The organism is Kitasatospora sp. NBC_01539 (assembly GCF_045040525.1).
Lineage (GTDB): Bacteria > Actinomycetota > Actinomycetes > Streptomycetales > Streptomycetaceae > Kitasatospora.
In genome coordinates this window covers 7632270-7652581 of record NZ_CP109390.1, presented here as the reverse complement: position 1 = coordinate 7652581, position 20312 = coordinate 7632270, and the positions used below count along the sequence as shown (strand labels likewise).

Here is a 20312-nt window from a genome sequence, read left to right as displayed (position 1 = left end):
CTTTCCTCTCAGGCCGGTGAGATAGTTTTCCAGCACCGGACGACAGGTGGGTGGCGACGAAGGCACCGATCCACGCACGGCGGCCGAGGCACGGGGGTCCTCGGGAGGACCCTTCACACACTCGGCCCGCGATCGGTGCCCGTCGGCGACGACGGCACGCCGACTCGCCACGGGGCCATGAAAGTTGACTCACCGTGAGCACCGTGCGTTCGCGCATACCCGACGAGCCGTCCTCCGGGCTCGTCCGGCACGACAGGACCATCCGGCTCCGGTCGCCCTGGGCGGCCCGGTCGACCGCGCCCGAAGTGCCGGCAGTCTCCGTGGTGGAGCACGTCCTGATCGAGTCCGACGGCACGGCCAGGGCCGTGTTCGTCGACCAGAGCGGTCGGCGCGGCCGTGCCCTCCGGGGCCTCGGGTGGGTCGCCGGGCTGGCGTGCGCGGGATTCGCCGGCGTCGCGCTCACCACCGTCGCCGGCTCCAACGGTGACGCCCCCTCCATGCCGATCCCCTCCCCCGTGGTGGGGGCGGGGAAGGTCCCGGCCGCCGGCGCCTCCGTGGCCGCACCAGCGAGCCGGACACCCGCACGCCCCACCACCTCGCCCGCGGCGAGCCACTCCGCGGCAGCCGGGAAGCCCGCAGCCGCCTCCGCCGCCACCAGCCGGGCGGCGGCCGCATCCGGCGCAGCGGTCGTCACCCGGAAGCCCGATCCCGGCACCGCCGTGTCGGCCTCCTCTCCGGCCACGGCCACCGCCTCCTCCGCTGCCTCCCCACCCGTCACCGCGCCCGACCCCGAACCACCCGCGGCCACCCCGACCCTCCCGGCCGACGCGGTCGAGGCGAACGGCTCCGCCGACACCTCCGGCACGTCCCGCTAGGCATTCCCAAGGATCACTGCCATGTCCCGTTTCCGAGGCAGGCGGACGGCCGGGCGGCTGCGCCGCCGTGCCGTCCCGCCCATGCGGTTCGCCCTGCCCGTCGTCGTCCTGCTCGCCCTGCTGCTCACCCTGCTGCTGCGCGGCCTGGTGACGAACGAGGTCTTCCACGACGCCCGGATCAACGTCTCGGTCGACAAGACCACCGTGCCGCCGGCCCTGCTCACCGGCGGTCCGGTGATCGACGCCCGCGGCCCCGGGGAGCCTCGCAGCTACCGCGCCCAGGACCACACGATGGCGCTCACCTTCGACGACGGTCCGGACGAGAAGTGGACCCCGCAGATCCTGGACGTGCTCGCCCGGTACCACGCCAAGGCCACCTTCTTCGTGACCGGATCGATGGTCGTCCGGCACCCCGACCTGATCCGGCGGATCCTCGCCGAGGGCCACGAGATCGGCCTGCACACCTTCACCCACCCCGACCTGACGCTCCAGTCCGACAGCCGGGCCACCTGGGAGATGGCCCAGACCCAGCTGGCCCTCGCCGGCGTCGCGGGCGTGCACAGCGCGCTGTTCCGGCCGCCGTACTCCTCCGACGCCTCGGCGCTGGACGACCTCACCTGGCCGGTGATCAAGAAGCTCGCCGACCAGGGCTACGTGACCGCGTTCATCGACGAGGACACCGAGGACTGGCAGCGCCCCGGGGTCGACGCGATCGTCAGGGCCGCCCTGCCCGCGAAGCCGGGCGCCGGCCACGTGGTGCTGCTGCACGACGCGGGCGGCGACCGCTCGCAGAGCGTCGCCGCGCTCAAGATCCTGATGCCCGAGCTGCAGTCCGAGGGGTACCGCTTCACCACGGTCAGCGAGTCGATCGGCGCCAAGAGCTCGATGTCCGAGGTCAAGGGTTTCCCGCTCTGGGAGGGCAAGGCCTTCCTGTGGATGGCGCACGGCGCGGTGAACGTCATGCCGGTCCTGGTCGTACTGCTCGCCGTCGTCGGCACGCTCGTGTTCGGCCGGTTCGCCCTGATGCTCGTCCTCGCCGTCAAGCACGCCCGCCGGACACGTCGGCGGACGTTCACCTGGGGCCCGCCCGTCACCCGGCCCGCCACGGTCCTGGTGCCCGCCTACAACGAGCAGGAGTGCATCGCCAACACGCTGCGCTCCCTGGTCGACGGCGAGCATCCGATCGAGGTGATCGTCATCGACGACGGCTCCACCGACGACACCGTCCGGATCGTCGAGGATCTCGCCCTGCCGGGCGTGCGGGTGATCAGCCAGCCCAACTCCGGCAAGGCGACCGCTCTCAACACCGGCATCGCGCACGCCGCGCACGACCTGATCGTGATGATGGACGGCGACACGGTGTTCGAGCCGTCGACCGTCCGCGAGCTGGTGCAGCCGTTCGCCGACCCCCGGGTCGGCGCGGTCGCCGGCAACGCCAAGGTCGGCAACCGGGACAGCCTCATCGGCGCCTGGCAGCACGTCGAGTACGTCATGGGCTTCAACCTGGACCGCCGCATGTACGACGAACTCGGCTGCATGCCCACCGTCCCGGGAGCGGTCGGCGCCTACCGCCGCGAGGCCCTGGAGCAGGCCGGCGGCATGAGCGAGGACACCCTCGCCGAGGACACCGACCTGACCATGGCCCTGCACATCGACGGCTGGCGCGTGGTCTACGCGGAGAACGCCCGGGCCTGGACGGAGGCCCCCAGCACCCTGAGCCAGCTCTGGTCGCAGCGCTACCGCTGGTGCTACGGCACCATGCAGGCGATGTGGAAGCACCGGCGTGCCGTGGTCGCCTCCGGGCCGGCCGGCCGGTTCGGCCGGGTCGGGCTGCCGCTGGTCGCCCTGTTCATGGTGGTGGCGCCGCTGCTGGCCCCGCTCTTCGACGTCTTCCTGGTCTACGGCCTGCTGTTCGTCGACGCGCCCAAGACCTTCGCGGCCTGGCTGACCGTCCTCGTCGCCCAGTTCGTCTGCGCCGGCTACGCCTTCCGGCTCGACCGGGAGAAGCCCTGGCACCTGCTCTCGCTGGCGCTCCAGCAACTCGTGTACCGCCAGCTGATGTACCTCGTGCTGCTGCAGTCGTGGATCACCGCCCTCACCGGCGGCCGCCTGCGGTGGCAGAAGCTCCGGCGCACCGGAGAGGTCGACGTCCCCGTCACCGTCTGAGCACCGCCGGCCACCACCGCACCACCCAGCACCGCGCCGCCCACCCGAAAGGCCATCATGACCGCGCCAGCCCTCCCCGGGTACGCACCGCCCGGCGCCGGGCCGTCCGACTCCGCCGTCACGCCGACGGCGCCGGACCGGACGAAGCCCGGGCGGGACCTCTACCTCGACCTGCTGCGGGCGGTCGCACTCGTCCGCGTGGTGTTCCTGCACATGTTCGCCTGGTCGTGGCTGCCGATCGTCTTCCCGTCGATGGGCGTGATGTTCGCGCTGGCCGGGTCCCTGATGGCCCGCTCGCTGTCCCGGCCCGCCCTCTCGGTGATCCGCGGGCGGCTGCGGCGCCTCCTGCCGCCGCTCTGGCTGCTCGGCGCCGTCGCGGTGCCGGGGATGATCCTGCAGGGCTGGTCGGCGTCCGGCTCCGGCCAGAGCGGGACCGAGTGGTGGAGCAGGATCCTGCTGTGGATCCTGCCGCTGAGCGACCCGCCGTTCGGCTACCCGCTCCCCGGCGTGCACGGGCTGCTGGACACCGCCTGGGGTGAGCACGCCGCCGGGCCGCTCTGGTACCTGCGCGCCTACCTGTGGTTCGTCCTGCTGTCGCCGCTCATGCTGTGGCTGCTCCGGCGGGTCTCGTGGCTGGTGGTGCTCGCCCCGCTGGCGTTCTGCGTCGTCCTGGAGCGCGGCTACGTGGACCTGCGCCCCGAGCTCTACAGCATCGTGGACGGCCTGGCCATCTACGGCTCGTGCTGGCTGCTCGGCATGGCGTACCAGGAGGGCATGCTCGGGCGTTTCCCGCGCTACATCCTGCCGTCGCTGGTGCCGTTCGTCATGGGCGTCGTGCTCTGGTGGACACTGAACGGCACGAACGACATGGGCGGCCCCGCCACCCTGGAGGACAGCACGCTGGGACAGGCGGTCTGGTCGTTCGGCTTCGTCCTGCTGCTTCTCAACGCCGCCCCCTCGTGGCGGGAGTGGCCGCCCCGGCTGCGCCGGTGGGGCGGCTGGATCGGCCTGCTGAACTCGCGGGCCGTCACCGTCTACCTCTGGCACAACCTGGCGATCACGGCGGCGATCAGTCTGATCGGCCTCACCTGGAGCGTGCCGCTGCTCGCCGAGAACGTGCCGTGGCTGCTCGACAGCGAGTGGACGGCGATGGTGCTGGCCTGGCCCGTGATCGGCCTGTGCATCGTGCTCTTCGGCTGGATCGAGGACGTCGCGGCCAAGCGGCGCCCCCGGCTGTTCCCCTACCAGCGGCAGAACGCCGAACCGCGCGTCCGGGACCGCTGAGCCGTCCCCGCAATTTCCGGGGCGGACGTCGCACGGGCGTCCGTCGCACTCGCCCGCGCCCCCACCTGCACCCCCACCCGTGCCCGTTCAGGCCAGGACGACGCACCCGCGCTGCTCCAGCTCGGCCACGAGGGGCAGCCCGGGGTCGATGCCGTTCCATCGCAGGTCGAGCTTCTCCAGCGCCGGGAGCCGGAGGAGCCAGTCGGGCAGGCCGCCCAGCCGGTTGCTCCGCAGGTCGAGGTGGCGCAGCCGTGGGAGTCCGGCCAGGACGCCGGGCACCTCGGTGAGGGCGTTCTCCCGGAGGTCGAGGTGGCGCAGCTCCACCAGGCCTCCGAGCGACGCCGGCAGCCGGTGGATCACGTTGCCCCGGAGCCAGAGCTCGCGCAGTGCGGTGAGCCCGCCGACCGTGTCGGGGAGCGTCGTGAGGCGGTTGTGCTGGGCCCGCAGCTCGACGAGGCCCGTCATCCCGCCGACCGCGTCGGGCAGCGCGGTGAGGGCGTTCTCGCCGACATTGAGGTAGCGCAGCCGGGTGAGGCGGCCCAGGGTGTCGGGCAGCCGCTCGATGCGGTTGTCGTGCAGGTAGAGGCAGTCGCGGAGGGCGGTCAGCTCGCCCAGTTCCTCCGGCACCTCCGTGAGTGCGTTGTGGCCCAGGTCGAGCGTGCTGAGCCGTTGCAGGCGCCCGATCTCCGCGGGCAGGGCGGTGAGCCCGTTCTCGGCGAGGATGAGCACGTGGAGCTCCGTCTCGGTCCACACCGCGTCCGGTACGTGCCCGAGCTGCTGCCGCCACAGGTTTCGCACGTGCTGCACGATCCTCGTCCTCCCGCCGTCCTGTCCCGGTGCCCGACCGTAGCCGGTCCGGCCGGGGCGTATCCGCGGCAGCCCGCCCCCTGCGCGCCGGCCGGGCGCAGGGGGCCGTGCCCGGAGGGCGAAGGGATACCGTGCGTGCACGTCCGGTGCCGGTGGGACACCGTGCCGAAGGGGCGCAGATGTGGGACGTTGGAGGGACGGTTGCACCACCACCTCGGAAAGGGGCACGACGTGTCATCGAAGCGACGCCGCAAGAAGAAGGCCCGTCGTGGGCATGCCGCCAACCACGGGAAGCGGCCGCAGTGCTGAGTTGCCGCTGACGTACGGGCCGCACCGCCGCCCCTGACCCGGGCGCCGGACGGCCCCGCGGGCTCGGCCCGCCGCCGGCACGACAGCCGTCGGATCTCCTGGGAGAACCGACGGCTGTCCGCCGGTCCGCCGGTCCGCCGGGCTGATTCGTCTTCGTCGCCTCGGGCAGGACGGTCGGCGCCCAGGCCGCCACCCGCCATCCGCCACCCGGGGCGCGGGGCGCGGGTACCGGTCCTGCGGGGTACCGGTGGTGTTCGCAGCGCGTTCAACCCGCGGTCGCCGGTGTGCCTCAGGCTCTCCCGGAGCGCGGGCGTCCTGCTCGCCCGCACACTTCCCCCGAGTCGAAGGCGGCCACCCTTGCCCACGTACCGGCGCAGACCAGCCCTCATCAGCGCTGTCGCCCTGTCCGTTCTCGTCCTCGGCCTGTCCGGGGTGCCGGCGTCGGCGGAGGACACGTCCACGGTGCGGATCAACGAGGTCGAGTCGAACGGCGGCAGCCCCGGCGACTGGGTCGAGGTGGTCAACACCGGCACCGCCACCATCGACATCTCCGGGTGGATCGTCAGGGACGACAACGACTCCCACACCTACACCGTGCCCACCGGCACCACCCTCGCCCCCGGCGCCTTCCGGGCCCTCGACGTCGAGACCTCCTACGGCCTCGGCAGCTCCGACAAGGCCCGCCTCTACCGCGCCGACGGCACCACCCTGGTCGACTCCTACACCTGGACCGGCCACGCCACCACCACCTACGGCCGCTGCACCGACGGCACCGGCACCTTCACCACCACCACCGCCTCCACCAAGGGCACCGCCAACGCCTGCCCCGGCGGGACGAGTGGTGGCGGGGGGCAGACCGGCCCGACCTGGCCCGGCAGTGCCTCGGTCACGGTCGCGGACGGCACCAACGTGTTCGGGACGAACCTGAGCGGCCTGTCGTTCGAGAGCGCGACCGTGCTGTGGGCCGTCGACAACGGCCCGGGCCGGATCTACCGCCTGGTGCCCAGCGGGACGACCTGGACCCCTGACACGAGCAGCGGCTGGTCCTCCGGCAAGGCGCTGCACTACGCGAACGGCAGCGGCGACCCGGACGCGGAGGGCGTCGTCGTCACCCCCGACGGGACGTTCGTCTCCACCGAGCGCGACAACGGCAACAGCGGCACGAGCATGCCGAAGATCCTGCGCTTCGACACCTCCTCGTCGGCGTCCTCGCTCAACGCCACCGCCGAGTGGAACCTCACGTCCGACCTGCCGTCCGTCGCCGCCAACAGCGGCCTGGAGGGCATCTCGTGGATCCCGGACTCCTTCCTGACCGCGCACGGCTTCCGTGACGAGCACACCGGCGCCGCCTACGCCCCGGCCTCCTACGCGAGCCACGGCAGCGGCCTGTTCTTCACCGGCCTGGAGGCCAACGGCACCGTCTACGCCTACGCGCTGAACCTGAGCACCGGCGGATACACCCGGGTCGCCACCATCACCAGCGGCTTCCCGGGCGTCATGGACCTGGAGTTCGAGGCCGCCACGGGGCACCTCTGGGCGGTCTGCGACGACACCTGCAACGGGCGCACCTCGACCCTGGACATCAACGCCCAGGGGCAGTTCGCCGTGACCCACACCTACGACCGCCCGACCGGGATGCCCGACTACAACAACGAGGGCTTCGCCGTCGCACCGCAGTCGGCGTGCACCGCGGGCCAGAAGCCGGTGGTCTGGTCCGACGACAGCAACGACGGCGGCCACGCGCTGCGCGCCGGCACGCTGAACTGCACCTGATGCCGCGGGGTGGGCGGCCGGCCACGGCCGTACGGCCGACCGCCCGCCCCACCGCGCACCACCGATCCGCGCACCACCGACCGGCGCACCACCGACCCGGGCGACCTGCACCCGAACAGCCCGTGGCCTGCCTCGGACGGCCGGGTCAAGTCAGGTCAGGTCAGGTCAGGTCAGGTCAGGTCAGCGAGCGGCCCTGTTCCCGGAGGGCCGCTCGCAGCCGTTCGAGGGCCTTCGGCCCGACACCGTGGAGCTTCTCCAGCTCCGCCACGGCGACGCCGTCGAGCTGGTCGAGCCTGGTGTACCCGGCCCCGATCAGGGCGCGGGTGGCGGGCGCACCGATGTTCCGGGGCAGGTCGTGCGGCGGCTGACCGGTCATGGCGCCATCGTCGCCCATCCGCCTCTCCCGCACCACCGACCCGGGGCATGCGACCCGTGTCGGGTGGCCGCGGGTGCGAGCGGGCGTCCTGCCACCGCCCCCGGGAGGACGGCGGCCTGCTCCCCTGATGCTGCCGCGGACGCCTCGTCGGACAGCACACCGGACGGGACGACGCGCGGGGACCATCAGGACGATCACCGTGCAGCCGGTCGTGCTGAGCACAGGATCACGACGACGGCGACCGGCAGGCCGCCGGTGGCCCCGGCGGATCCGCCTCCGCGCCGGTGCACCCGGGCCAGGGCGGCGTCGACCGGGCGCTGACCGAACGTCAGCAGCCGCCGCCTCCACCACCGCCCTGGTTGTTGTTGCTGATGAACGGACCGGGCCGCTTCCCGTCGTATCCGTGCGGCACGGGCGGGTTGAGGTCCGCGGGGTTCCGGTCGGCCATCAGCCCCGACAGGAACCCCGTGAACCGCTCCCACCGACTCAGCACCGCCGACGGCGGGTTGGGCGCGTCCGGCGCGTCCTTCGGCCGTACGTAGTGGGCGCGGCCGTCCTCGTGGCCCTGCTCCGGCAGATCCTGCTCCATCCCCGACTCCCCCGGTACGGCGCACAGCCGGACGCTGTACTCCGTGGTCGATCGTCCCACCGGGCATCGCCGCAGGCCAGGCCTGCGCGCCTCGGATCGAGACACATTCCCCGTCACTCACCGACCGTCACGCACCAGCCGCCACGCACCAGCCGCCACGCACCGACCGCAGCGGGGCACTTGTCACGGCCGGCCACGACGGCCTCGTGGCCGGCCCGTTCTGCGGACGCCCGGACCGGTGTCTGGCATCATCCGACCCATCGGATCGGGTTCAGGTGCGGACACGGGGGCGGTCTTGGCCACGGCAACCACGGGCAGCACGGTACGGGCGGTCAACGCCTTGGCCTCACGATGGGCCGGGGACATCCAAGGAGGCACGACGGCAACGGTGTTCGCCGCGGCCGGCGTCTGGCCGCTGCTCGCTTTCCTGGCCGCAGGGGCGGACCGCACGGTCCGTGAGGAGCTTGCCGAAGCACTCGGCGTACCGGCCGGGGAGGCCGTCGAGCAGGCCGCCGTACGGGCCCGGGACCTGCTCGACGTACTCGGCGCCGTACCCGGGGTCGGTGCCGCGATCGGGCTGTGGACACGGGACGACCTGCTCCTGGAGGCCCGGTGGCTGGCGGCGGTCGGCGCGGGGACTCACGAACGGCTGACCGGTGACCCCGCCGTCGACCGCGACCGGCTGGACGCGTGGGCGGACAGCCGCACCGACGGCATGATCCGATCGATGCCGCTGGAGCCTCTGCGGAGCACCCGGCTCGTCCTCGCCGGCGCGCTGACCGTACGCACCCGCTGGCAGCAGGCGTTCAGGCCCTCACGGCACCAGGCCGCGGCCGGGCCGTGGGCCGGCCGTCCGCTCGCGGCCCTGCACCTCGACAGCTCCGCGCTGTTCGACCGCCTGGCCGTGGCGGAAACCGCCGCGGGCCCGGTCACCGAGGTACGGCTGCCCGGCGACACCGACATCGACGTCCATCTCGTCATCGGCCCGGCCGCCGCGCCGCTCGGTGCCGTGCTCGCCGCCGGGCTCGACCTCCTGGACGGCCGGGCCGTCCGCACCCCCGCCGCCGCGCTTGCGCACGGCGACGAGTGGCCCGGGCTGACGGTCCGCAGCGCGGACAGCGCGCAACCGGGAGACCGACTGGCCCTGACCACGGTCCCGTTCACGGTCCGCACCCGGCACGACCTGCTGCAGCACGCCCGTCTCCTCGGCCTCCGAACGGCCTCCCGGGTGGGCAGCTTCACGGGGATCACCAGCACCGAACCGCTGGTCGTCACACAGGCCGCGCAGAGTGCCACCGCGACGTTCGGCGGGCTCGGCTTCGAGGCTGGAGCGGTCACGGCCGTCGGCATGTCACGCGGCGCCGCCGCGCGCCGGCCCGGCCATCGCGTCACCGTCGCCGACGCCGTGTTCGACCGGCCGTTCGCGTTCCTCGCGGTGCACCGCACGTCCGGGCTGGCCATCGCGGCCGGCTGGGTCGGCGAGCCTGCGGAGCACGAGGACGTGAGCTGACCCCGGCGCCGCCGAGGAGGACGAGAGCATCCGTACCTGCACCCTCCGGAGCGGCCTGCACGGCCTGTGCAGCCTCAGGCCCGGCCGACGCGGACGGCGTGGGGATGCCGTCGGCGCGGTCCGCCCGGACGACAGCCCGGACCGGCCGTCACGGGGGGAACGGCCGGGCCGGGCTGGTGGCGGGAGCGGCAGCACACCGGGCTCCCGACCTGACGGTACGACGGGTCGGGCCCCACCCGCCGGTCGGCCCGTGGCGCCGCGCCGGACGTCACCCGCCCGGCGCGCGCGAGAGGCCGGTGCGGGCGCCCTCCGCCGCGGGCCTGCGCCGGTGCCCGGCGGGTGGGGACCCGGGAGCACCGGCGCATGGCCGGCCTCAGCCGAGGGTGCAGGCGGTGCCGTTCAGGGCGAAGGCCGTCGGGGCGGTGGTGTTCCCGGTGTGCGTCGCCTGGAAGCCGATCCCGACGGACCCGCCCGGGGCGATGGCCGCGTTGTAGGCGGCGTTGCGTGCGGTGACGGCGCCCGCCGACGGGCTGTAGACGGCGTTCCAGCCGGAGGTGATCGTCTGCCCGGCCGGGAGCGTGAAGGCGAGCGACCAGCCGTTCACCGGCGCGCCGCCCTTGTTGGTGACCGTGATCGCCGCGGTCAGACCGGTGTTCCAGGCGTTGGTGGTGTACGCGACCTGGCAGGCCGTACCGGTGGGCGGGGTGGTCGGCGGCGTCGTGGGCGGAGTGGTGGGAGGTGTCGTGGGCGGGGTCGTCGAGTCGAGGCCGAAGAACGCGACGGCCCGGGCCGCCATCCCGCTGGTCGGCAGGCTGTGGCCGACGCCCTGCACGCTGATCGCCTCCACGGCGGCCTGGGTGCCGGTGCTGCCGTAGCGGGTCCGGGTCCAGGAGGCCTGCGGGCTGTCGGTGAGAGCGGGGGTCTGGCCGACGCCCAGCACGTCGGTCCACTGCTTCACCTCCTCGCCGAAGTTCGGGTAGCGCAGCGTGGTGTCCTCGGTGCCGTGCCAGAGCTGCATCCGCGGCCGCGAGCCGGTGTAGCCCGGGTAGGCGGCGCGCACCAGGTCGCCCCACTGCTGCGGGGTCTTCGTCACGGTGCCGTTGGCGCAGGCGCTGTTCCAGCCGGATCCGTCGGTGGTGGCGAAGCAGCCGAACGGCACGCCCATGAACGCGGCGCCCGCCTTGAAGACGTCCGGGTAGTCGCCGAGCAGCACGTTCGTCATCATGGCGCCGGAGGAGGCGCCGGTGACGAAGATGCGGTCCGGGTCGACGGCGTAGTGCTGCTGCACGTAGCCGACCATGGAGCGGATGCCGACGGGGTCGCTGCCCCCGTCACGCTTCAGCGCCTGCGGCGAGGAGACGTCGAAGCAGTTGCCGCTGCGGGTCGCGGACGGGTACACCACGATGAAGCCGTACCGGTCGGCCAGCGAGGCGAACTCGGTGCCGGAGTAGAACGCCGGCCCCGACCCGGTGCAGTAGTGGACCGCCACCAGGACGGCGGGCCGGGCGGTGACGCTGTCCGGCACGTAGAGGTGCATCCGCAGGCTGCTGGGGTTGGTGCCGAAGGCGGTGACCTCGGTGAGCGTCGCCGCCGTGGCCGGGGGCGCCGAGATCAGCACCGCCGCCAGGAGCGGCAGCACGGCCGCCAGCAGCGCGGCGAGCAGCGAACGCACGGGCCGGGCGGCCTGCGTGCCGGGGCCGGGCCGGGCGGTCCGCCCGGATTTCGGGTGCACGTACCTGTCGGGCATGTCGTGTCCTTTCTAGACTGCGGCTGTGAAGGGCTTGTTGCTGCGGTTGTCGACGTTGGATGCGGATGCGGCTGCGGCCGTGCGGGTGATCGCCCATTTCGAGGCGCTGCTGGGCAGCGGGGCGCTCGACGCCGCGTCCCTCGTGCGCTCGACCGCGGGCCTGGCGGAGTGCGCCGCCGGGTGGCAGCCCGTGGACGGCGACCCGGTGCGGTGCGGCCCGGACGGCAGAACCCTGGACGGCCGGCCCGGCCCGGTCTCGGGTGAGGCCGACCTCGGCCCGTCCGGCCGGGTCTGGCTGGAACGCCCTTGCGCTCCCGGCCCGTTGGACGATCTGGTGCTGGAGTGGATGGCGATCGCCGCCCGGGTGCTCGGCGGTGGCACGCGGGGCGCGGAGCCGCCGCACGTCGCCGATCCGGCCCTCGTCGAGCTGGTGCTGTCCGGCCGGGAGGCGGTGGCCGACCGGGCACGGGCACTGCGGCTGCTGGGTCTCGTGCCGGAACTCCCGCTGCGGGTGGTGGCGGTGGCCGGCGGGGCGTCCGTGGACGCCGGGGTGGAGGCGGTCACGCTGTTCGGGCGCAGCCGGCAGCTCGGGACGGTCCGGGTCGCGCGGCTGGGGCCGGTGGGGGCGGCCCTCGTCCAGCAGCGGGAACCGGGTCGGGCACCGGCGGACGCCCTGCGCGAGGTGCTGCGGGAACGCGGGCGGGAGTCGGGCGGCGCCCGGGCCCCGGTACGCGGTACGCGGGTCGGCATCGGCGGCCGCGCGGAGCCGCTGGCGGCCCGGGAGTCGTGGCTACAGGCGCGGGCCGCGCTGCGGTTCGCGGTGGCGGGCTCCACCGCGGAGGCGGTCGTCGACCACGGCGAACTCGGCCCGGTGGCCCTGCTGGCGGAGATCCCGACGGAGCGGCTGCGCGCCCAGCCGGACGTACGCGCGCTGGACCTGCTCGCCGGCCGCGAGGAGGACGGCGCACCCGGCATCGCCGCCCTCGCGGCGTTCTGCCGGACCGGCTCTCTGCGCCAGGCCGCCGCGGAACTCCACCTGCACCACAGCTCGGTGGCGGCCCGGCTGGCCCGCGTCGAGGAGGGGACGGGCTGGCAGCTGCGCGACCACCAGGACCGGTTCCGGGCCCAACTCGCCCTGTACGCCTGGCGGCTGGCCACCGCCACCGAGGCCACCACCGCTACCGCCACCGAAGCCGGCTGATGCCGGACCGTCCGCTGCAGGGCGCACCGTAAGTGGTGGCGGCCCGTCCCCGCCGTGCTCATCGGCCCAGCGCCCGGCGGAGCACCGCGACGGCCTCGGCGTGGGCGCGCTGCACCACGGCGGCGTGCACGACCATGCCCGACCCGTGGAACGTGCCCGGCAGCACGTGGAGTTCGGTGGGCACGCCGGCGGCGAGCAGCGCGCGGGCGTAGTCGATGCCCTCGTCCCGCAGCGGGTCGAACTGCATCACCGTGACGTGCGCGGGGGGCAGGCCCGCGAGGTCGGCGGCGGACGCCCGGCCGGGCGCCGCGAGACGGTCGACGGCCGCACCGCCCGGTACGCCGGTGCCGAGGTACGCCTCCCAGGAGAGGTGGGCGCTGTGGCGGTTCCAGATCGGCGTGTCGGTGAACTCCCGGGCGCTGGGGGTCTCCAGCCGGTCGTCGAGGGCGGGGCTGTGGAGCTGCTGGAGGCGGATCCGGGGGCCGCCGCGGTCGCGGGCGAGCATCGCCAGCCCGGCGGCCAGCCCCGCGCCGGCGCTGTCACCGCGCAGCGCGATCCGGTCGGGGGCGAGCCCCAGCTCGGCGCTCCGCCCCACCAGGGCGGACAGGCCCGTCCAGCAGTCCTCCAGCGCCGCCGGATAGCGGTGCTCGGGGGCCAGGCGGTAGTCGACGGAGACGACGAACGCCTTCAACTCCCGGCAGAATTCGAGGTTCTCGTCATGGTCGACGTCCGGTGAGCCCAGGACGAAACCGCCGCCGTGCATCGTGTAGAGCAGGGGCAGCGGCCCGCGGGCGTCCTGCGGCCGGTACGTGCGCAGCGCCAGCTCGGCACCGTCGGGTCCGGGCACCCGGAGCAGGCCGACCGTCACCCCCGTGCTGTCGGCCCGCTCCACGGTGCCGGCCAGCTCCGCCGCCTGAGCGGCCCTCGCGGCGGCGAGGTCGGAGATGTCGACCTCGGGCGACATCGCGAGCGCGGCGGCGAGTTCGGGATCGAAGGCATGGCGCATGCTGGTTCATCCCTTCCTGACGTGAGCGGGGCGGCGGGACCGGCGGGGTGGCGGGGGTTCAGTGTGACCGGCAGGGCAGTGTGACCGGCGGGGCGGCCGGACGCCGAGGCCACGGCCGGACACCGAGCCTACGGGCGGCCGCCCGACCGGTGCGGTGGGGCCGCGCGGGGTGGCCGCCGGACGGGCCGCCGCCCTCAGCCGCGACGCGCGGGCTGGTCGAAGCGCCAGCCCGCGGCCCTGAGCACCGGGATGACGCGGTCGACGGCCTCGACGGTCTGGCTGCGGTCGCCGCCGCCGTCGTGCAGCAGGACGACGGCACCCGGGGTGACGCCCTCCTCCAGGCGGCGGACGAGTTCGTCGGTGCCCGGCGGCTCCCAGTCCCCGACGGCCAGCCGCCAGCCCAGCGGCTGCATGCCCAGACCCGCCGCCACCTCCGGGGCGGCACCCCAACTGCCGTAGGGCGCGCGGAACCAGCGGATCGGCGCGCCGGGCGCGGCGGCACGGATCGCGGCGGAGGTGCGCTCCAGGTCGGCCCGGATCCGCTCCGGCGACCAGCCCGCCATGTCGTCGTGGTGCATCGAGTGGTTGCACAGGGCGTGTCCGTCGGCGACGATCGCCCGCACGAGTTCGGGGTGTGCCTCGACATGGTCGCCCCACAGGCAGAAGACCGCCTTCACGTGGTGCTTGCGCAGCACCGCGAGGAGCGCGGGGGTGTCGGTGGGGTTCGGGCCGTCGTCGAAGGTCAGGGCCACCGAGTTGCCGCGGTGACGGGTGGAGTCGACCACCGCGCTGTCGGGGCGCGGCGCCGCCTGTGCGGGTCCGGCTCCTGCCACGACGGCCTGCGGGAGGCCGACGGCGAGCAACGCGGGCAGCGCCACGCGGCCGAGCCTGCGCAGGTGCCGGGAGCGCCGGGGCTGCCGGGGCTGCCGGGCGGCCTCCCGGTCGGCGGTGTCACGGATGGCCAAGGCGCTGCTCCTCGCAGGTCGTCGTACGGATCGTCGTGGCGGGACGGGCGCGCCCGCCGGACCCCCTCGTGGGCCGGCGGGCGCTTGTGAGAACAGTCCCACGGTGCGTCGGGTCGGAGCATCCGACAGGTGTCGGGACAACGGCCGCTCCCGCCCGACTCCTGCGCGGCCCGTCGCCCGGGGATCGTCGGGGACGCCGCTCCGCCGCCGTCACGGCTCCCGGCGCGCGCGGCGGGTCATGACGGTGACGGACGCACGATCACCCCGGGTGGCCCCGGCTCGGCCTCGCGGAGACCGTGCGAGCGCCACGGAGGCACCACGGAGGCACCACGGCCGGGCCCGACACGCCGCCGCGCGGCCGTGCGGGTGGCGCGGCGGGGCCGTGTCGCGGCGGTCCCGGGTCTCGGGGCCTGCGCTCTGTACGCTGGCCGCGGCCGGTCCGCAAGGGCGCCCGCAGCAGCATGCACGGGGGCCGTGTTCCGCCGGCCCCGCCGACGGTCCGCGTGGCCGACGATCTCGCACGACGCACACCTCAGGGTGGGCACGGGCGCACCCTTAGGAGACAGCAGTGGCGACAGGCACCGTGAAGTGGTTCAACGCCGAAAAGGGCTTCGGCTTCATCGAGCAGGACGGCGGCGGCCCTGACGTGTTCGCCCACTACAGCAACATCGCGGCCCAGGGCTTCCGTGAGCTCCAGGAGGGTCAGAAGGTCACCTTCGACATCACCCAGGGTCAGAAGGGCCCGCAGGCGGAGAACATCGTCCCGTCCTGACCCCGCGCGGCAGAGGGCCCCGCACCGACCGGCACCGTCCGGCCCGGCGCGGGGCCCTCTCGCGTCCGGCCCGGCTCGGTGGCGACGGCCTCCCGCCCGGGCTGCCGCTCCGTCGATCCGCACGGTGGCGGGACGCAGCACGGCCCGGCCGCCAGGGGGGTAGGGCGGCCGGGCCGGGCATCCATGGAGCGGGCCGCTGTACGCCGCCCTGCACCCACGACGTTACGACTGCCGCGGGCCGGCACCGGGAAGGCGCGCGGGACGGATCGCCCGGCGCGCCCCGTACGGCGCACCCGGTCCGTGGCGCGCCCCGGCCGCAGCGGTGGCCCCGAGCGGCGGCCGACGTGCCGGCGAGGTGCCTACCCCTTGGTGGACGGCCGGTAGGTGCAGACGTGCACGCCGGTGCTGCTGGTGACCGTCGAGACCAGTTCGAGGGGGCGCAGCGCCCCGTCCTCGGGGAAGATCGACTTCCCGCCGCCGAGGATCACCGGCATGATCATGAGCCGGAGTTCGTCGACCAGGCCCTCGCGGAGGAGCGTACGGGCCAGCGTGGGGCTGCCCATCACCAGCAGGTCGCCGCCCTCGGCGACGTGCAGTTCGCGGAGGTGCGCGACGGCGTCGGCGCCCGGGATGCGCGTGGTGTTGTCCCAGACCAGGTCGGACTCGCCCAGCACGCCGGAGACCACGTACTTCGGGATGGCGTTCATCCGGTCGGCGAAGGGGTCACCTGCCCGATCGGGCCAGGCGGCGGCCATCGTCTGCCAGGTGCGGCGCCCGAAGAGCAGGGCGTCGGCCTTGCGCAGGGCGTCGTCGAAGGCGCCGCCCACGGTCTCCGGGTCGAAGAACGGGTGCGACCAGCCGCCGTGGGCGAAACCGCCGTCGGTGTCCTCCTCCGGGCCGCCGGGGGCCTGCACGACGCCGTCGAGGCTGATGAACTCGCTGATCACGATGCGCATGGGGACTGCTCCTCAGATCTGTGCACGGGTCGCGGGGCCGAAGCGCACGGCTCCGCCCACGGATCGTCACGCCGTCCCCGGTCGTCCGGTGTTCGGCGTGGGACCCATCGTGCTACGGCCCTACGACAGTCCGCCGTCACGCCACTCGGCACCCCGCCGGACGGCCCTGCGCAGGTTCTGCCCGGCACGCCCGCGCGGGGCGTCGACGTGCCTGGACGGGGAAGACGGCGGACGTTCACGGGTGCACGCGTCGGGCAGGACCGGGGCGGCACCGGGACGGGACGAGGGAGGTGGCCGTCGATGGACGTCGACGTGGCGGTGTGGTGGTGCGTGGCCGGGGTGCTGGTCGTCGTCACGCTGGTCGTGGTGGTGCGGCTGTTCGTCCGGCTGCTCCGGGCGCGCCGGATGCTGGGCTCCTCGGGGGTGCCGCTCTCCACCCGGCTCGGCTTCTGGGCGGCGGTGGTCTACGTGGTGCTTCCCGTCGACCTCCTCCCCGACCCGATCCTGCTCGACGACATCGGGGTGCTGCTGCTGGCGCTCCGTTCGCTCGGCAAGGCCGCGTCCACGGTCGCACCGGCGGCCCGGCACCGTCGCTGACGTCTCGGCGCCCGCCCGGCACGGAGGCTCACGCCGGGGCGGACGGGCTCCGACGGATCGTCACCACGGCGGCGAGGCCGTCCAGGACCTGCAGCAGTTCGCCGCCGCCGGGCGCGGCGTCCTCGCACACGGCGGCGTCATGGCGGGCGAGCAGCGGGCCCGTGGTGCCCACCGCCACGGTGCCCGCCAGGCAGACCACCATCAGGGTGCCGCCGTCGGGCACCTCCAGCGGGCCCGGACCGCCGGCGACCACGACCCGGGCGCTCGCGCGGCCACGACGCGTCATGACGTTGAGGGCGACGACGGGGCCTCCCGGCAGCCGGCCCCCGGTGGGCGCGTCCCCCGGGAACGCGAACGGCTGGTGCGGCCCGACCCGTACCGGTGCCGTGCCGCCCACGGCGAGTTCCAGCGCCTCCCCCGCGACGACGGTGATGACCCGGTCGACGCCCGGGAAGACGGAGAACGGGCCGCTCTGCGCGACGTCCGCAAGGCTCACCCGCCAGTCGAAGTCCGCGGGCCCCGACCCGGCCGGGCCGCCCGCGACCTCGCGGGTGACACCGCCGCCGTTCAGCCACGGCACGGCCGCCCGCCCGTCGGCCCGGAGGACCTGCCACGCCATGCCGCCCGCTCCGTCCCGCCGACCGCCGCCGTCGCCGCGGCGCCCCTCCCGGGCCACCCGGGCGTTCCGGCCCTTGCTGCGGCCGATCCTGTCACACGGCCCCGCCGCAGCCCGGCGACCCGGCCGCCGCACCGGGCGGCAGGGACAGGGCGGCGGGGCCGCGGGGACGGGGCGGCACGGCCGCGGGATGGCAGGATGGCAGGGCCGGCCCGCACCACCGGCAGGCCCGTGTCGGAGGAGGCGCCGTGCGGATCCGGATCGAGGCTTCCGACCTGCCGGGCCGCATCTGCGCCCCCGGCCCGGGATTCCCCGGGTACGCCGACGTCCATGTGGCGGTGCAGCGCCGGGGACGGGCGGACGACCTGCTCGACCCGCAGCCCGGTGACGCCGCCCGGGCGGTCTGGACGCTGGAGTGCACCACCGTCCGTACGCCTGCGGGCCTCGACGTCCGGGGGTCCTGCGTTCAGGGGCGGCCCGGGACCCGTTTCGTCTACCTCTCCTGGACCGCGACCCGCCCGGACGGCACCGTCGGCATGTTCCGGCGCGCCAAACTGATGCTGGACGCGGTCGATACGGCCACCGTCGAGGCGGCACTCGTCTCCGGACGACTGGTCGCACGCCTGGGCCTCACGGACGCCCGGGGCACTCCGCTGTGCGCGACCGTCCGGCCACCGCTCGTCACCTGGTCGGCCTGAGCCACGCCGGGTCGGGCAGCGCGAGGTGCCCGGTGGCCTGCCACCGCCGTGCACACGAACCCGTGCGAACGAACCCGCGTGCACGGCGGTGGCGGTGGGAAAATGGCGGCCATGAACCAGGCCCTGCCGGTCCGCACCGTTCTCGCGCACACCGCCGACCTCGACGACGCCACGCTCGCCGCGGCACGCGCCCTGCTGGACGAGGTCTTCGCCCCCGACATGACGGACGCCGACTGGGAGCACTGCCTCGGCGGCATGCACGCCCTGCTGTGGGAAGGCCCCGAACTCGTCGCCCACGGTGCGCTCGTGCAGCGCCGGCTGCTGCACGGCGGCCGCGCCCTGCGGACCGGCTACGTCGAGGGTGTGGCCGTCCGCGCGGCATCGCGCGGCCGCGGCCACGGCGCCGCGGTGATGACCGCACTGGAACGGATGGCGCGCCGTGCGTACGACATCGCGGCGCTCGGCAGTTCCGAGGAGGCCGTGGACTTCTACACCGGCCGCGGCTGGCTGCGCTGGCCCGGCCCGACGGCAGCCCTGACGCCGGACGGCATCGTGCGGACCGCGGAGGAGGACGGCTGGATCCTCACGCTGCCGCTGCACCCGGCCGAGGAGGTGCCGCTCGACCTCACCGGTCGGCTCGTCTGCGACTGGCGCGACGGCGAGTGCTGGTAGCGCGGCTTCGGCACCCCGGCCTCCGGCACCCTGCCCCGGGCGCCCTGGCGGCCCGGCGGTACCCCGGCCGCGGTACCCCGGCCGCTCCGGCCCGGGGCGGCCGGGCGTCCGCCGGGCCGGAGCGCACGGGATGCGGTCAGCAGTCGGGGACGACCGTGCCGTTGTTGTCCTTCGCGACGTCGTTGCCCCACCGCGACAGGTAGTACGCCGACACCCACTGACCCCCCGGACCGACGTCCGGATCCGTCTTCAGCCACCAGTGGTTGAAACTGCCACCACTGCTGACCTCACGCCCCCACGCCTTGCAGAACACGTAGTTGGTGCCCTGGTACAACGTGCCCGTACTCGCCGTACTCGTCGGCGACCCGTACACCGGAGCGTTCGCGAACGTGTCCACCCAGTACTTGGCGGTACTGGGCGGGGGCGGGGTCGAACCGCCGCCGGGGCAGTCGGGGACGACCGTGCCGTTGTTGTCCTTCGCGACGTCGTTGCCCCACCGCGACAGGTAGTACGCCGACACCCACTGACCCCCCGGACCGACGTCCGGATCCGTCTTCAGCCACCAGTGGTTGAAACTGCCACCACTGCTGACCTCACGCCCCCACGCCTTGCAGAACACGTAGTTGGTGCCCTGGTACAACGTGCCCGTACTCGCCGTACTCGTCGGCGACCCGTACACCGGAGCGTTCGCGAACGTGTCCACCCAGTACGTCCCCGCGGGCGGCGGGGGCGGGGTGGAGCCGCCGCCGGGCCCGTACAGGCGGATGGCGCCGTAGTAGTCGCCGTGCGAGGACAGGGCCGACACCTGCACATGGCCGCCGGAGTACGGTGCCTCGGCGATGTACCCCTGGCCGAGGTAGATCGCCACGTGGTGGATGGTGGACGGCGTGTTGCCGAAGAACACCAGGTCACCGGGGAGCAACGGGCCCGTCCCGTCGGCGCGGTAGAACCTGGCGACCGCCCGCGAGGACGTCCACTGCGTGGTGGTCACGCCGTTGATGACATCGGTGCCCACCGCCAGGTAGTACGCGTAGCGGACCATGCCGGAGCAGTCGAGGCCCTTGACGTGGCAGTCGTCGGGAGCGCCGTTGGAGGCGTCGCAGATGCCGTACGAAGGACCGGGCTGGCCGCCATGGCCGCCACCCCAGGAGTAGGGCGTGCCGATCAGGCTGCAGGCGGCGTTGACGGCCGAGTTGGCCTGCGGTGCGGCGCCCGAGGAGAGCACCCCGCAGGCGGGTGCGGCCTGGGCCTGCTGCTGGGCGGCGCCGGCGAAGAAGACCACGAGGGAGGCGAGCACGGCCAGGAGCGCGGCGTAGCGGAGGGCCGGAAGGGCTCGGCGGGGTAAGGGGTCGACGCGCGTAGTCATGAGGGAGTCCTTAACTCCTCTGCCACA

19 protein-coding genes are annotated in these 20312 nt (G+C 74.4%); 10 read left to right on the top strand and 9 right to left on the bottom strand.

What is annotated here, in order from left to right:
- Nucleotides 1–203 precede the first annotated feature (203 nt).
- The 3 genes from OG335_RS33155 to OG335_RS33145 are packed head-to-tail and all read left to right on the top strand — an operon-like array spanning nucleotide 204 to nucleotide 4325.
- Nucleotides 204–875, top strand: a complete 672-nt coding sequence (locus OG335_RS33155) for a hypothetical protein (protein ID WP_405014835.1) — start codon at nucleotides 204–206, stop codon at nucleotides 873–875.
- A 21-nt stretch (nucleotides 876–896) separates the two neighbouring features.
- Nucleotides 897–3041, top strand: a complete 2145-nt coding sequence (locus tag OG335_RS33150) for a bifunctional polysaccharide deacetylase/glycosyltransferase family 2 protein (protein ID WP_405014834.1) — start codon at nucleotides 897–899, stop codon at nucleotides 3039–3041.
- A 57-nt stretch (nucleotides 3042–3098) separates the two neighbouring features.
- Nucleotides 3099–4325, top strand: a complete 1227-nt coding sequence (locus OG335_RS33145) for an acyltransferase family protein (protein WP_405014833.1) — start codon at nucleotides 3099–3101, stop codon at nucleotides 4323–4325.
- A gap of 87 nt (nucleotides 4326–4412) precedes the next feature.
- Here the strand turns inward: OG335_RS33145 and OG335_RS33140 are convergent, their stop codons facing one another.
- Complete coding sequence (locus OG335_RS33140) at nucleotides 4413–5132, bottom strand: leucine-rich repeat domain-containing protein (protein ID WP_405014832.1); 720 nt, start codon at nucleotides 5130–5132, stop codon at nucleotides 4413–4415.
- Between the two features lie 666 nt (nucleotides 5133–5798).
- Here OG335_RS33140 and OG335_RS33135 point away from each other — a divergent pair.
- Nucleotides 5799–7214 (top strand): lamin tail domain-containing protein, encoded by a 1416-nt coding sequence (locus tag OG335_RS33135; RefSeq protein WP_405014831.1) that lies wholly within the window; start codon nucleotides 5799–5801, stop codon nucleotides 7212–7214.
- Nucleotides 7215–7389: 175 nt separating this feature from the next.
- On the opposite strand, the gene OG335_RS33130 is transcribed toward OG335_RS33135, so the two are convergent.
- The gene (locus tag OG335_RS33130) at nucleotides 7390–7590 is read right to left on the bottom strand and encodes a DNA-binding protein (protein ID WP_405014830.1); all 201 of its coding nucleotides are present in this window, start codon (nucleotides 7588–7590) and stop codon (nucleotides 7390–7392) included.
- A gap of 328 nt (nucleotides 7591–7918) precedes the next feature.
- Nucleotides 7919–8179, bottom strand: a complete 261-nt coding sequence (locus tag OG335_RS33125; protein WP_405014829.1) for a hypothetical protein — start codon at nucleotides 8177–8179, stop codon at nucleotides 7919–7921.
- Nucleotides 8180–8567: 388 nt separating this feature from the next.
- Here OG335_RS33125 and OG335_RS33120 point away from each other — a divergent pair, with 388 nt between their 5' ends.
- Nucleotides 8568–9689 carry a serpin family protein gene (locus tag OG335_RS33120; protein WP_405014828.1) on the top strand — a complete coding sequence of 374 codons (1122 nt, stop codon included), beginning with the start codon at nucleotides 8568–8570 and terminating at the stop codon, nucleotides 9687–9689.
- 373 nt (nucleotides 9690–10062) lie between these two features.
- Here OG335_RS33120 and OG335_RS33115 read toward each other — a convergent pair whose 3' ends face one another.
- Nucleotides 10063–11436 carry a PHB depolymerase family esterase gene (locus tag OG335_RS33115; RefSeq protein ID WP_405014827.1) on the bottom strand — a complete coding sequence of 458 codons (1374 nt, stop codon included), beginning with the start codon at nucleotides 11434–11436 and terminating at the stop codon, nucleotides 10063–10065.
- Between the two features lie 25 nt (nucleotides 11437–11461).
- Between OG335_RS33115 and OG335_RS33110 the strand changes: the two genes are divergently transcribed.
- Nucleotides 11462–12637 carry a PucR family transcriptional regulator gene (locus OG335_RS33110; RefSeq protein WP_405014826.1) on the top strand — a complete coding sequence of 392 codons (1176 nt, stop codon included), beginning with the start codon at nucleotides 11462–11464 and terminating at the stop codon, nucleotides 12635–12637.
- A gap of 58 nt (nucleotides 12638–12695) precedes the next feature.
- On the opposite strand, the gene OG335_RS33105 is transcribed toward OG335_RS33110, so the two are convergent.
- On the bottom strand, nucleotides 12696–13643 hold the full coding sequence (locus tag OG335_RS33105) for an alpha/beta hydrolase (protein ID WP_405014825.1): 948 nt from the start codon (nucleotides 13641–13643) through the stop codon (nucleotides 12696–12698).
- A gap of 194 nt (nucleotides 13644–13837) precedes the next feature.
- On the bottom strand, nucleotides 13838–14608 hold the full coding sequence (locus tag OG335_RS33100) for a polysaccharide deacetylase family protein (protein WP_405014824.1): 771 nt from the start codon (nucleotides 14606–14608) through the stop codon (nucleotides 13838–13840).
- Between the two features lie 568 nt (nucleotides 14609–15176).
- Here OG335_RS33100 and OG335_RS33095 point away from each other — a divergent pair.
- Complete coding sequence (locus OG335_RS33095) at nucleotides 15177–15380, top strand: cold-shock protein (protein ID WP_187217814.1); 204 nt, start codon at nucleotides 15177–15179, stop codon at nucleotides 15378–15380.
- A gap of 359 nt (nucleotides 15381–15739) precedes the next feature.
- On the opposite strand, the gene OG335_RS33090 is transcribed toward OG335_RS33095, so the two are convergent.
- The gene (locus OG335_RS33090) at nucleotides 15740–16336 is read right to left on the bottom strand and encodes a dihydrofolate reductase family protein (RefSeq protein WP_405014823.1); all 597 of its coding nucleotides are present in this window, start codon (nucleotides 16334–16336) and stop codon (nucleotides 15740–15742) included.
- 300 nt (nucleotides 16337–16636) lie between these two features.
- On the opposite strand from OG335_RS33090, the gene OG335_RS33085 reads away from it, so the two are divergent.
- Nucleotides 16637–16933 carry a YkvA family protein gene (locus tag OG335_RS33085; protein WP_405014822.1) on the top strand — a complete coding sequence of 99 codons (297 nt, stop codon included), beginning with the start codon at nucleotides 16637–16639 and terminating at the stop codon, nucleotides 16931–16933.
- Nucleotides 16934–16961: 28 nt separating this feature from the next.
- On the opposite strand, the gene OG335_RS33080 is transcribed toward OG335_RS33085, so the two are convergent.
- Nucleotides 16962–17552 carry a HutD family protein gene (locus OG335_RS33080; protein ID WP_405014821.1) on the bottom strand — a complete coding sequence of 197 codons (591 nt, stop codon included), beginning with the start codon at nucleotides 17550–17552 and terminating at the stop codon, nucleotides 16962–16964.
- A gap of 245 nt (nucleotides 17553–17797) precedes the next feature.
- Here OG335_RS33080 and OG335_RS33075 point away from each other — a divergent pair, with 245 nt between their 5' ends.
- Together OG335_RS33075 and OG335_RS33070 are read left to right on the top strand one after the other, a co-directional pair.
- Nucleotides 17798–18247 (top strand): DUF5990 family protein, encoded by a 450-nt coding sequence (locus OG335_RS33075; protein WP_405014820.1) that lies wholly within the window; start codon nucleotides 17798–17800, stop codon nucleotides 18245–18247.
- Nucleotides 18248–18358: 111 nt separating this feature from the next.
- Nucleotides 18359–18919, top strand: coding sequence for a GNAT family N-acetyltransferase (locus OG335_RS33070; protein ID WP_405014819.1), 561 nt, complete (start codon nucleotides 18359–18361; stop codon nucleotides 18917–18919).
- A 136-nt stretch (nucleotides 18920–19055) separates the two neighbouring features.
- On the opposite strand, the gene OG335_RS33065 is transcribed toward OG335_RS33070, so the two are convergent.
- Nucleotides 19056–20285, bottom strand: a complete 1230-nt coding sequence (locus tag OG335_RS33065) for a C40 family peptidase (protein WP_405014818.1) — start codon at nucleotides 20283–20285, stop codon at nucleotides 19056–19058.
- Nucleotides 20286–20312: the final 27 nt, after the last annotated feature.

Coding starts and splice junctions, on each gene's coding strand:
- OG335_RS33150 (WP_405014834.1), top strand. CDS start 897: ATGTCCCGTTTCCGAGGCAGGCGGACGGCCGGGCGGCTGCGCCGCCGT.
- OG335_RS33145 (WP_405014833.1), top strand. CDS start 3,099: ATGACCGCGCCAGCCCTCCCCGGGTACGCACCGCCCGGCGCCGGGCCG.
- OG335_RS33130 (WP_405014830.1), bottom strand. CDS start 7,590: ATGACCGGTCAGCCGCCGCACGACCTGCCCCGGAACATCGGTGCGCCC.
- OG335_RS33125 (WP_405014829.1), bottom strand. CDS start 8,179: ATGGAGCAGGATCTGCCGGAGCAGGGCCACGAGGACGGCCGCGCCCAC.
- OG335_RS33115 (WP_405014827.1), bottom strand. CDS start 11,436: ATGCCCGACAGGTACGTGCACCCGAAATCCGGGCGGACCGCCCGGCCC.
- OG335_RS33105 (WP_405014825.1), bottom strand. CDS start 13,643: ATGCGCCATGCCTTCGATCCCGAACTCGCCGCCGCGCTCGCGATGTCG.
- OG335_RS33090 (WP_405014823.1), bottom strand. CDS start 16,336: ATGCGCATCGTGATCAGCGAGTTCATCAGCCTCGACGGCGTCGTGCAG.
- OG335_RS33085 (WP_405014822.1), top strand. CDS start 16,637: ATGGACGTCGACGTGGCGGTGTGGTGGTGCGTGGCCGGGGTGCTGGTC.
- OG335_RS33080 (WP_405014821.1), bottom strand. CDS start 17,552: ATGGCGTGGCAGGTCCTCCGGGCCGACGGGCGGGCGGCCGTGCCGTGG.
- OG335_RS33070 (WP_405014819.1), top strand. CDS start 18,359: ATGAACCAGGCCCTGCCGGTCCGCACCGTTCTCGCGCACACCGCCGAC.
- OG335_RS33065 (WP_405014818.1), bottom strand. CDS start 20,285: ATGACTACGCGCGTCGACCCCTTACCCCGCCGAGCCCTTCCGGCCCTC.